The sequence below is a fragment of the Coleofasciculus sp. FACHB-542 genome (assembly GCF_014695825.1).
GTDB lineage: Bacteria > Cyanobacteriota > Cyanobacteriia > Cyanobacteriales > FACHB-T130 > FACHB-T130.
In genome coordinates, this window is record NZ_JACJPB010000047.1 from 116,586 (window position 1) to 129,565 (window position 12,980).

The 12,980-nt window shown below is 47.0% G+C and carries 5 protein-coding genes; 1 reads left to right on the top strand and 4 read right to left on the bottom strand.

Annotated elements, in window-relative coordinates; translation table 11 throughout:
• The first annotated feature begins 104 nt into the window (after window positions 1-104).
• A complete protein-coding gene (locus tag H6F52_RS19010) occupies window positions 105-1,322 on the top strand; it encodes an aspartate aminotransferase (RefSeq protein WP_190411135.1) in 1,218 nt (405 codons plus the stop codon).
• A 278-nt stretch (window positions 1,323-1,600) separates the two neighbouring features.
• On the opposite strand, the gene H6F52_RS19015 is transcribed toward H6F52_RS19010, so the two are convergent.
• From H6F52_RS19015 to H6F52_RS19030, 4 genes are all read right to left on the bottom strand, one after another.
• Complete coding sequence (locus H6F52_RS19015; protein ID WP_190411134.1) at window positions 1,601-2,152, bottom strand: hypothetical protein; 552 nt, start codon at window positions 2,150-2,152, stop codon at window positions 1,601-1,603.
• Window positions 2,153-2,568: 416 nt separating this feature from the next.
• Window positions 2,569-2,838, bottom strand: a complete 270-nt coding sequence (locus H6F52_RS19020) for a ChaB family protein (protein WP_190411133.1) — start codon at window positions 2,836-2,838, stop codon at window positions 2,569-2,571.
• 404 nt (window positions 2,839-3,242) lie between these two features.
• Window positions 3,243-6,116, bottom strand: a complete 2,874-nt coding sequence (locus H6F52_RS19025; RefSeq protein ID WP_190536412.1) for a right-handed parallel beta-helix repeat-containing protein — start codon at window positions 6,114-6,116, stop codon at window positions 3,243-3,245.
• 108 nt (window positions 6,117-6,224) lie between these two features.
• On the bottom strand, window positions 6,225-12,470 hold the full coding sequence (locus H6F52_RS19030) for a DUF4347 domain-containing protein (protein WP_190536413.1): 6,246 nt from the start codon (window positions 12,468-12,470) through the stop codon (window positions 6,225-6,227).
• Window positions 12,471-12,980 lie beyond the last annotated feature (510 nt).

Below are 12,980 nucleotides of genomic sequence, written 5' to 3' on the forward strand. Positions count from 1 at the left end.
GTTGAAGAATCTCAAAAGTTGAAAGTTTTAATCAACCTGCCAATCTCCAACCTGCAATCCTGCCTGCTAACCTGCTTTCCTTGCCAACTTTCCTGCCTTAACCAATGACGTTAGATTGGATTAGCCCAGCGGAACGCCTGCAATCACTGCCCCCTTATGTATTTGCCCGTCTGGATGAACTCAAAGCCAGGGCACGCGAACAAGGGCTGGATTTAATTGACTTGGGAATGGGGAATCCAGATGGCCCAGCGCCTCAGCCAGTGATAGACGCTGCGATCGCAGCGTTGCAAAATCCGACAAATCACGGCTATCCCCCCTTTGAAGGGACTCTCAGCTTCCGCCGCGCCATCACTAACTGGTACGGGCGTCGCTATAATGTTGACCTCGATCCAGATAGCGAAGCCTTGCCGCTACTGGGTTCTAAGGAAGGGCTGACTCACCTCGCCTTTGCCTATATCAACCCAGGCGATGTGATTCTGGTACCCAGTCCCTCTTATCCGCCCCATTTTCGCGGGCCAGCGATCGCTGGGGGCAAAATTCACCCGCTGATTCTCAAACCCGAAAATGACTGGTTGATCGATCTCGGTGACATTCCCGATGATGTAGCCCAACAAGCAAAGATTCTCTATTTCAACTATCCCAGCAATCCTACTGGCGCAACCGCACCCCGCGAGTTCTTCAAAGATATCGTTGCTTTTGCCAAGAAGCACGAAATCTTACTCGTACATGATTTGTGCTACGCAGAATTAGCTTTTGATGGTTATCAACCAACCAGCTTGTTAGAAATTCCAGGGGCGAAGGAAATCGGCGTCGAGTTTCATACCCTGTCTAAAACTTACAACATGGCAGGCTGGCGCGTCGGCTTTGTCGTAGGCAACCAACACATCATTCAAGGGTTGCGGACACTCAAGACCAATCTGGATTATGGCATCTTTGCCGCCTTGCAATCTGCCGCCGAAACCGCCTTACAGCTTCCAGATGTTTATGTAAATCAGGTCTGCGATCGCTATCGCCGTCGCCGCGATTTTCTGATCGAGGGATTTGCTGAGTTGGGTTGGACAGTTCCCAAGCCAAAAGCCACCATGTACCTGTGGGTTCCGTGTCCGGTAGGGATGACCTCAACGGATTTTGCCCTCTCTGTCTTGCAGCAGACGGGCGTGGTCGTGACTCCCGGAAATGCCTTTGGTTTGGGTGGCGAGGGGTATGTGCGGGTGAGTTTGATTGCCGAATGCGATCGCTTAGCTGAAGCTTTGCGGCGTTTCAAAGAAGCCAATATCCGCTATTCATCCGAAAATGAGGGCGCGTTTATCAAGCAGGGATAAAACATCGAAGCTTGAATTTTTGGGTTTAATCTCCAATTTGGAAACTCGGCTATTTCAAAAATAACTAGCGTTATCCTTTAGATGAATTTGCTTGTATAAGTGCAAACTTTAATTAGGGATAAAATTTGTCTGATTTTCTACCGTTCCCAACCCCTCCCTGCCATTTTCTGAGGCTCCGGCACCCCTCCCTGCCTGCGGGGAGGGGTGCAATGTGTTAAAGGGAATTACAAATCATCTACCGTATCGTATCCAGTAGATGATTTTTGTTTGCGCCGCCCTTATTTCAAAGTAAAAGCTTTAGTTTCTGTTACCCTACCACCACCCACCTTGTCATAAATCGTTAGCTGAATTTGGTAAGTTCCCGGTTGAATTTTAGGAGTTGTATTAACAGTGCCATTGGGAGAGGCTGCTACATCATCTTTTAAAGCTGTATGTCCTTTTTCTCCAATTAAGCTCTTTTTCACCAAAATAACTTCGCCCTTGGCATTTTTAACTTCCATATCCATATCTAGCCAGTTTTTCCCATCCTGACCTTTCTTAAATTTGCCAACATTGAGCAAGACTAGCTGAACATCTTCTCCCCTTTTATAAACTCCATCATTAACCGGCACAACTTTTTTATCGGGAGTTTTTCTGACCAAAAAAGATTTTTCAAACTTCAGTTGAGAAGAAGTCGGTTTAGAGGTAGTTGCAGTCTGGGATGTAGGAGATTTTGGGGAAGGAGAAGCCTGAGAAGTAGTAGAGTTTTCGCCTCCACCACAACCACTGACCAGCGCCATTGAAAACACTACAAGACCTGTTAACAATAGGTTATTGAATGTTTTTTTCATTATGTTCTACCTCCTTTTATTTTTTTACCTGGTTAATTGATCAACCATGGAGTTGAGACAATTAGCAAGGTTGAGCTAGCTACAACCATAAATTATCATAATTTATTCAAATTTATCTTTTGGGCGCAGTTGCTTTAGTCAACTGGCGACGCGAACAATTTGCTTTCAGACGCCACGATGGAAATTCTTTATTGAATGCACTCTGGTGTAACCCTACCTTGTGAACCCAGAGGGAGAGGGGCTAGGGGTGAGGTTCTATCTGAGGGTATTTATCTATATATCGTTCGCTGCACTTGAAACGGTTCATTTTACGGCAAATTCAGTTAAACGTAGACCTATAGGCAGAAGGCGGTCTGTGACTTGCACAGACCGCCTTCTATTGTCAATCAATCTAAACGATTGCTACTTAAAAGCGTTTAATTGCCGCCAGACTGAACCGCAGCGCGGGTTACGGGATTTGAATTGTCTTCGTTTATCATTTCAGGAGTCCGCTCCCACTCGCCATTTTCACCTTGACGGTATTCGCTTTTGATGGTATTCCACGCAACTTTGCGGGCAGATTCTTCGTCCATCCCGTCTTCTTGGGCACTCTTAAATGCAGCCTGGAAAATCTGCTGAGCTGCCTCAGGCAGTGCTTGTACTTCTGAAGGTAAGTTATTAACTTGTTGATCTGGTTGCTCGGTCATAAACTACTCCTATTATTTTTGCCTGGGATCATCTTAGAAAGCCAGATGTACGAATTCCTCTTCCCAGGATGTAGTTATGGCTGCTCGATATACCTATCTGAGGTATTATCTTATGTAAAGTAATTTTGTATTTACATATACAAAAATTTGCCCCAAATCATCTGCTTGCAAATACAGTGGTTTAGCTCTCCGACTTGTTAGAGAACTCAGTGGACTCGGATTCACGAATCATTGAGGATTGCTATAGATGAGATGGAGCCGCTACCTAGTTCGCTGCTAAAGCGAGTTCAAAGCTTGGAAGCAAACAAATACCAATTCACTTTATGGCTCGAATCTCACCTGAAAAGGGGGGTTGGAGGATCTAATGTGTAATTCCACAAAAGTGAACTGGTATCATTTACCGACTAAGGGAAACCACAAGTTCCAGCCGGTACAGTGGTTCCAGACCAATTGCTGAGGTCACTGGTAGAAATATTATTTGTAGACAGCGTTCCCGTTTCTATCTGGATCGCTCCTCCAAAACTGTCATTTAAGAAAAAGTTTCCAATCGTATTATTGCGGGGTTGGAGACAAATTGTATCGCCAGAACCGCTGGTTATTGCTTCGAGATCGCCGATTGCGCTGCCTGTTATGGTGTTAAGCCGGACTCCGGCAAAGATTTTAGCAGTATCGTAGCTGTTGAGGGAAAGCCCGGTAAAAGCATTATCTATAATTTGATTTGATTCACTGAGGAATTGAAGTTGGGCGTTTCCATTGATGCTGGTAAAAATTCCGTAAAATCCATTTTTGGAAATTTGCTGATTGTTAGAAATATTGACTGTTCCTATCGCTGTATCGGAAAGTGCGATATTCACTCCATTATCTTGATTTTCAGCAATGGTGCTATTGGTAATGTTGAAGGTTCCAGAGGTGTTATTTGAGAGAAGTATCCCAATTCCATAAAACCCGTTTTTAGAAATTTGAGTATTAGTGATATTAAACGTTCCAGTCGCGCTATCGTTTAGCTTGATAGAAATTCCATCAAATTGATTGCCTGAGATTGTGCTGTTGGCAATCTCAAATGTCCCCAAAGTATTGGATTCAAGTTCAATATTAATTCCGCTAAATTGATTTGCGGTTATTTGGTTATTAGTCAGAGTAAAGGTTCCGGAAGCACTCTCGAACAGTTTTACCTCGACTCCGTCGGCGATGCTCCCGAAGCTGTTACTGCCAGTAATCGTATTCTCTGAGATATTAAAGGTTCCAGTTGCAGTATTGCGAAGTTCAAGATTGATGCCGTCCCCTTCGTTAGCTAAAGCACCATTGTTGGCGATCGTGTTTTTGACAAGAATTAGGTTAACTTGCCCCTGATTATTGCTGAGGGAAAAGCCTTCCAAAGCAGAATTTGCGATCGCGTTGTCTTGAATTAGTATCTGGCCAGTCACGTTCTCAAGTAAGATGCCCTCACTGGCAGAATTCGCGATCGCATTGTCTCGAATAATTGCATTGCTGATGTTGCTTCCAGCGATGCCAGAACCAGTGGTTGCGCTAATGGCGAAACCCGAAAGCGTTGTCATATTCCCCATCGTGACTGTTCCTGTCACGTCTGGCAGTACCCCTGCATTAGATAAGGGTAATTGTAGATTGCCGAGTTCCACGGTATCTATACGCTGCACAGGGCCAGTTGAAAACACCTGCACTTGGTCGGGAATCTTGAAAGCAGGAACCCCAAGATTTGTCCCTGGTTGCACGTAGACAATATCATTGGATTGAGCCACAGCCAAAGCTTCCGCAACCGTTGCAGTCGGATTCTCGAACGTGCCGTTCCCGGTTCCAATTCCCAAATTGACGTGCCGAAATCTCCACGGTTGACCCGTCGCGGGATTCGTAACAAATACCGTATCCTGCACGCTGAAAGACTCAGATTCGGATTGTTCATCGACTACGATATTCGCGTTTCGGGTCACAGATTCCCCCAGACGCGCCAGAACTCGATCTTCTTTTCTTATCCCTCTGGGACGAGTGCCGGGAAAATTCGCCCCCACACTCAGCACCAAATTCGTACCAAAAGTGGCGTCATTTGAGAGCAATAGTCCCAGCCTGAAAGTGTCAGTAGGACGCGCTTCTAACCGAGTCCGCCAGCCCAAAATCTCCGCACTGTCTGGGGCATCATAATAATACAGTCCGGCATAACCTCGGAGGTCGCCGGTTTGACCTAGCTGGGCGATTTTCACGCCAGCTTCAACATCAAATCCTGCCATCGCCGCTTCAAAATTGCGATCGCGTTGAAGTTGTTGATTTCTAGTTTGACCCAAGAAATTACCCTGAAAGAAAGGGTCTGAAAACGATAAACCTGTAGAAAAAACCCTCTCTTGGGTCAGTTGGCGGGTATCTCCAACCGGAATGTAAGCATTCGCGCGAATATCCCAGTTTTCTCCTAAGCTTTCAAACCCAGCACCCAGTTGATTAAAGTTGCTATTACCCGTGTCGCGGGTATCGAAGGCGACATAGCCGCCCAAGATCCGGTTATCTTTGGCACTATAAAAGCGATGTCCTAAAACAATATTGCTGCTTATATGAGAATCTTCCGTTGACAACAGCAATCGACCTTCTAAGAAGGTGAGGTTGTCTGAGTTTTGCCATAGGGGAACAAAGCCTCCAATGCTACCAAAAGAACTTTCATAACCCACACCAGAACCAGTGGTAAATTCAGCGCCGATCCGGGGCAGAAATCGTTGAGAACGAACTCGAGCTGATGGTGCTGTTTGTTTAGTGGCAGCCCTAATCTCTTCTGTAGGAGCGGCGTTTTCTGGGGTTAGTATTTCTTGGAGTAACCCTGCTTCGCGCAAAGTCCGAGGAGGTGTTTTTACTTCTGCTAAAGGTTGAGAAATCTCAACCTCCAATGTCTCTGGGGAAGGTACGGCTTTGGGACTAGATTCTGGTGTGGGGAGTGCAGTTTTTACATTAGATATTTGGGCAAGAAAACGCCCTTGTTTTAGCGTGTAAAAAGACGGTTTGGCTAAAGACTTCTGGTCCTCGAAGCTTAAGGCTGCGGGTTCCAACGCGCCTGGTGGGTGTTTTGCTACATCAAGGGTATCGCCAAAGGATGAGTCTACAGTATCGTTATTTAATTCAGGAATGCCATCAGGTAGCTGGAGGATTGTAACGCCTGTAAAGTCTGTTGTCGAGCTTGATGTATTGGGTTTTAAATTAGGTGTTTGGGCGGTAGCAGTTGAAGTTAGCGTTCCTAACAGCAGCAAAATTGTGTAGATGTACGGTGTTGATGTTCTTAGAAGCATTTTCTCTATTAGATTCTGTTTTGGCTTCAGGCTCATATCCACAGCAACTCATTGTCAATAGTTGCCAAATCAGCAGCTTTAAATATTAATTAAAGCTGCTTCCTTATACTAGATACTTACAAAAGTAGAAGCTGCATTACTCATAAACGTAGCAGCATTCACCCCAGCCAATATTGCCAGAGTCTGGTTGTTGGAATTGTCAATAATGCTGGTATTGCTACCTTGCTGAATAATCGACAACTGATTCAGTGCCAAACCACCAACTAACCCAATGTAGTCTTGACCAATCTGGAAGTCGCGGATGGTGTCAGTACCTTCCCCTTTGGAAACTGCGAAAATATCGCGCCCCAATCCTCCGGTGAGGATGTCATTCCCCAAGCCTCCGTAGAGTCGGTCATCGCCCCCATCTCCCCAGATTTGGTCGCTGCCTGCCTCGCCGTACAGGGTGTCATTACCGCCACAACCATTGATGCGATCGCTACCTGTACCGCCGTAGATGATGTCATCCATACCCATCGAACCCCCAGTCAAGAGATTATTGTTGAGGTCGCCAATCAGGGTATCGTTGCCGTCATCGCCGTAAATCCGGTCTTTTCCCAGTCCCCCTACAATCGTGTCATGACCGCCAAAACCATTGATCCGGTCGTCTAAAGAGGTTCCCACCAAGGTTTCAGAAAGCCAAGTGCCGTTAATGACATTGAGGGGTGCAGTGTCGTTGTCAATGTTGACAACAGCAACATCTTGCGGGTTCAGTCCGTTGTATTTGGCGTCGGTGCTAATAGCAGGGGCAGTAACGATGCTGTAGGCGATATTTCCATCGACAAGTACATCGTCAACTCCTTTCACCGTAATGGTTTGAGCAATATTCCAATTATTTGAAGTAAAGGTCAGCGATGGGCTGGAAACGCTGCCTTCTGTCGGATCGGAACTTCCTAAACCAAGGGTGACGTTAGCTGTAGGTTGACTATTGAGTTTGACGGTAAAGTTGGCAGCGCCTCCGGCTTCGGTGGTGTTGCCGCTAATTGGGGTGATGGTAAATCCGGCGGCGTCGTTGTCGATGTTGGTGACAGCGACATCAACAGGATTGAGTTTGTTGTAGTTAAGGTCGGTACTGACGGCTGGGGCGGTGATGATGTTGTAGGCGATATTGCCATCAACCAGTGCATCATCAACTCCTTTGACCGTAACGGTTTGAGCAATATTCCAGTTATTGGCTGTGAATGTGAGGCTGGGGCTAGAGACGGTACCTTCGGTGGTGTCGGAACTGGTTAAGCCAAGGGTGACATTAGCGGTGGGTTGGCTGTTGAGTTTAACTGTAAATGTGGCAGTGCCTCCAGCTTCAGTGGTGTTGCTGCTGATAGGGGTGACAGTAAAGCCTGCGGTTTCATCGTTTTTGATGATGCCTGTGGCAGCAGTGTTGCCTAGATTGGCGTTGGTGGCACTGTTGAGTTTGATGCTGAAGGTTTCATCTGCCTCAAACTTGTTGTCACCCTTGACGTTAACGGTGATGGTTTTGGTTAAGGGTTCGCCGGGATTGAAGGTAAGGATGCCGTCGTTGTCGGTGTAGTCGCCGTCTGCGGTGGTGGCGGTGCCGTCGTTGGTGCTGTAGTTGACACTAATCGGCTGGTCGCTGGGGTTGGAGAGGCTGACCGTGTAGGTATAGGCGGTGACACCATTACCTTCGCTTTGAGTAACGGTGGCTGGTGCGATAGAGACGATGGGTTGAGAATCATCGTTGGTGATGATGGCGGTACTGGCGTTCGCCTCTGGGTTAACGGTGGCGTTGGTAGCATTGTTGAGTTTGACGCTGAAGGTTTCATCTTTCTCAAACTTGTTGTCACCCTTGACGTTAACCGTGATGGTTTTAGTTAAGGGGTCGCCCGGATTGAAGGTAAGGATGCCGTCGTTGTCGATGTAGTCGCCGTCTGTGGTGGTGGCGGTGCCGTCGTTGGTACTGTAGTTGACCGTAATTGGCTGGTCACTGGGGTTGGAGAGGGACACGGTGAAGGTGTAGGCGCTGGTTCCTGTGGTGCCTTCGCTTTGAGTAACAGTGGCTGGTGTGATGGAGACGGTGGGTTTGGCATCGTCGTTAATAACCGTTACCTGTGCTGTACCTGTAGTAATCGTCGAACTTGCGGGGGCAAGTGTTAGGTTCGGTTTACTCAGGGTGACATTGATGGTTTCATCTTGCTCAAATATTGTGTCACCCAAAACATCTAGGTTGATTGTTTTGGTTGTCTCGCCAACTCCAAAGCTAAGCGTGCCGGAAAGGGCAGTTGTCCCACCTGTAACCAGTATGTTGTTGTAGTCAATGCCATTGGTTGCGGTTCCACCAATTCCATAATCAACGGTACTGGCTACACCAATTCCGCCGCTGCGCGTGACAGTAAAGGTAACGGTTTGCTTACCAGTGTCACCTTCCTTTAAAGTTAGGGAAGCAGTAGTAATCGCGTATTGAATCGTGTCGTTGGATGCGATCGCTACCGTAGCATTGTTCTTAGCAGCATCAATGGTGTAACCTGCACCCGTCGCCAAGTTTAGCCGCAGCGTTTCGGCTAACTCTGGCAAAGTATCATCAACAGCAGTAAGAGTAACATTGACAAAACTCTGCCCATTTGGAATCACCACGGACAAACCGCCGCTACTGAGATTGTAGTCGCTTGCGATCGCAGGGCTGCTACCATCAACAGCAAGATTCACTGTCAAATCGCCCGTTGTGTTGCCAGTCCGGGTAATCTGGTAAGTTCCAGTATTTGCGCCTGCTTCTGCTGCATCAGCATCTATCGCCTGTATGCTAACTATCGGTGTTCCAGAATTGACGGTAATTTGAAAGGTTTGCAATACTGAGGTATCGATACCACCGTTAGCAGTGCCACCATTGTCCTTAACTTGGACTGCAACTGTGGCTGTAGTAGCTGTCGCAATTGTTGCAGCAGGAGTATAAGTAAGATTACCTGTCAGCGGGTCAATTTTTGGTGCAGAGGCGAAGATACCAGGGTTGCTAGTGACGTTGACGATGTAGTTGTCGATGCTTTGACTTGATTCGTTGGCAGCACCCGGATTAAACCCACTCGCCCAGCCAGTGACAGTTTGCGCCCCTGCCCCAGCTGCGATACTTTGATTGCCACCAAGTGTGAAACTGGGGGCATCGTTTACTGGGTTAATAATAATACTGACTGTTTCAGCATCAATGCTGAAGGAAGATGCGCCGCCACCCGCCCCAGGATTTACTCCAGTTTTACCGCTAGTGAGTCCGTCAGAAGCATCCCAAGCGCGGAAGGTAATGCCTGAAGTGACAGTACCGTTAAAATCGGCATTAGGGAGAAAACGGATGAGATCGCTTGTTGTATCTTTTAGTACGGTAGCAGCCGCAGCAGACACCACAAACTTATTCCAGCTACTTCCGCCATCAGTAGAATATTCCCAAGTGCCGTTGGTGTTATCTACCCCAATTACCGCAATTCCCTCGACTGCACCTGCATCTGCATCGGTGATGGGGTTGCCGCCAGCACCGCTAGCAATAATCTCAGAAACCAGAGTCCAATTGTTGCTGGCGAGGGCAACGTCTTCGTTAATTGCTGTTAGTGCCGGACTCCCGGTATTATTTAACACCGGGGCATCATTGGCTGGGGTGACGGTAATTGGTATCGTCTTGATATTGCTAGTAGCTGCACCATCGTTAGCTGTAATCTTGAGCGTGTCGCTACCATTAAAGTCTTGCTTGCCTTTGTATAGCAGTCCGTTAGTGGCGGCTAAGTTAGCGTTAATCTGGCTTTGGGTTCCTGTCAGGGTGACAGTTCCCGTGCCGTTGCCATTGACTGTTAACCCAGTAGAGTTGACTGTCAAAGCACCATTGTTGACTTCTAGAGTGACGGTGATAGCGGTATTTCCCGCATCCACGTCAAATACGCTAACTCCTACGATCGATAAATCGGTATCTTCAGCAACTGTTTGGGGTGCAAAGCTGCTGTTAGTTGTAATTGAGACATCTGATAACTTTACTTTGGCGCTGGCAGAGGTAGTACCATCCCCGAAGAAAATGAAGTTAGGGGTTTCATAGGGATCGATAGGCCCCACCCCCACCCAAGCAGTGTAATTCCGCAGCTTACCGCTAAGGATGGTGGTGCCGCCTGTTGAGAGAGTGTAAGTATCGCCAAGAACTGTCAGCTGGTAAGGAATTAAACCTGTAGTGGTGTCGAAGGTAGCACCTTCCGCATGAGTGAACAGAAGTTGGTTGTTGCTGGCAGAAGGATTTGCGCTGGGGTTTGCCTGAGTTGTGCCATCTTCCTGCGCCCAGATTTCATTATTCCAGAATCCTAATTCGATGCCTTTTTTGTCGCTGCTGAGAACTATGATGCTGAAACCAGCTCTATCGGCAATGCCATCGCCATTTTTATCAGCTGTGCTCGTCGTATGATTTTCTGAGAGAACTTGGGCGGTGAAATTGACGGTGTAACCAGTAGCGCGGTCTAAGGTAGGTACGCTTTTAGGGGAATAGCCAGCATAACTGTCTGGAGTGGTAGTGGTATCCAAGGTAGTCGCGCCACCGGAGGCACTTTGCGTTGCAATACCAAAGGGGATGTAGGTAAATTCTTGATCGTCGGGCGTGGTATTTAACGAGCCATCGTATTTAATTACTGAAGCACCGATAATCGGCGCATCGTTGGTAGATGTAACGTTGATGGTTTCAGTAACAGCGGTGCTGGTGCCACCGTCGCCATCGGTAACGACAAAACGCACGGTGCGAGGAGTGGTGCTGGGGTTCTCTGAGACGTTCTGATAAGTGATGTTTTGCAGCAGTGCAGTCGCGGCGGTGGGTGTGGCGTTGGCGTTGAAGGTGACGACTAGGGGAGTGGTACCAGTCCCACCTGTGATGGTGCCGATTTGCACTCCACCGTATTTGACTATTGTGCCATCTAGCCCAATTTGACCTGCACCGTTGCCTTGGTTGCGAATCGCTATACGGTCGGATGCCGTGCCACCTGCCGTAAAATCTACTGTCAGCTTCCCAGTGTCAAAGTTGAGGGAGTCGCTATCTGTGACAATGGCGGTGCTATTAATGACGGTAGCAGCTGCATTTTCGGTGTAAGGTAGCGCAGCAGCAGTCAAAATAAGACTGGGCGCAGTATTAGGAACAGAAATAGAAAAATCATCAATTGCTAAGCCGTGGTCGAAGCCAGTGTCATTTGGGTCGTTCCAACGCAGCCATATCTCTTCACCATTGTTGACTGAAAAGCTAGTCAGGGTTTGAGTAAGAGCGGTGCTATTACTGGCATTGTTTCCGTCTACAGAACCAGAACCCCCAGTTGTATTATTAACACTGACAAGATTTAAGGCAGAAAAACTTGTGTACCCTGCCTCTGAAATACTTGCAGCACCAACTTTATATTGAAAGTTGGTGGTTTGAGGTGTAACATTGTTAGCCCGCCATTGCTCCATCGTATAGGCAATATTGAGCGAAGTAAGAGTACTGCCTGTGTTGTTGACTAGGCGCACACCCCAAAAGACTGAACCTGTAGTTCCTGAAGCGATCGCTCCTAAAGCGCGATCGCTACTTCCATTGCTACCAAAACTGTAGAGTGCGCCTGTATTTTCCACTCCACTACTTGCGATGTACGATGTTCTATTGGAATACCAGCCAGGAATTATGCTGTCATCTGTCCAGGTAATATTGGTATTTATTGTTGTACTTAAAGTATTGAAATTTTGAGAGTAGGTACCCCCTGAAGTAAGACTAATTGCTGGCAGAATGTGGTTGTAAGTCTGCATCACTCCAGGCAGAAATGCTAGGTTAGCTTCAATGTTGCCTGTAGCGACTTCCAAATCCCAGTCACCGCCCAAACTTGCGCTGCCAGTCAAGTCAACCGAAGCGGCAATGTCAGCACCTGTTAGCTGACTGAGTTGTTGCACAAAAGCCGCACCTACTTCCCCTGCTGCCACATCGCAACCGTAGAGAAGGATGTCAGCATGAGGGGTTAAAGCATTTGCCCACTGCTGTAACTGGCTAGTGTATGCTTCTAGGTTGCTTGAATTAAGTTGGGTTGACCCCAGTTGCAAACTCCCTTGCGTGCCGTGGGAAACTATGTGAACGCTGGCGATGTCGGTGCGCCCCGCCAGCACTTGTGTGATTTGCGCTACTCCATCCTGCATTGGGTTCAGGATAAATACTTCCGTCCCCGGTTCCACACCAGCAGCGAGACTCTGGTAATTCTCAACTGTAGAGTCAATGAAGACTATCTTTTGTACTCGCTGGGCGGGAGAAGTCTCTACCACTGAAGAGTTTTCACCAGCAATGCCCTGACCAGCTTGGTTTGGTTTTTGATTTGAGGAGGAATGATTCCAAAAGTCTTGCATGATGAGGTTTGGGTGTAAATATCAATGGTTGAGATGAGTAGAGACACCAGAGCGATCGCCAGCGTGTCGCTCAATAACGTAGAGAAAGTCGTCAGTTTGTAGATATTCAGGTCGCCAATAGCTGGTGAACTGAATTAATCTCAGTAGATGCTGTCATATAGTTTCCAGGAATTTTGATAAACTAGCGTTTTTAGCCTCAATTATCGAAATTCCTGCAAATATCTGGCTAGAGAGGACATTTTGTTGATAAAGGTGTATCGACCGAGGACAAATGCAAACAATCTCAAAATTGCATTGCTTGGAAAAGTTATAGTGTAGTCTTTAGCACATTTCAATTCTTTCTGTACTTATTTGACACTTTAATTGTTTACTACTTTAGGAAGATGAAAAAATTTTGACAAAAACTTTATAAAAAATTCATTGTCACTTTATCTCTGCTTTATATAACTTTTTGTTATAGAGGTTTAGATCCGTAAACCCTAACCAGAACGATGTCCGATTACGGTCAAC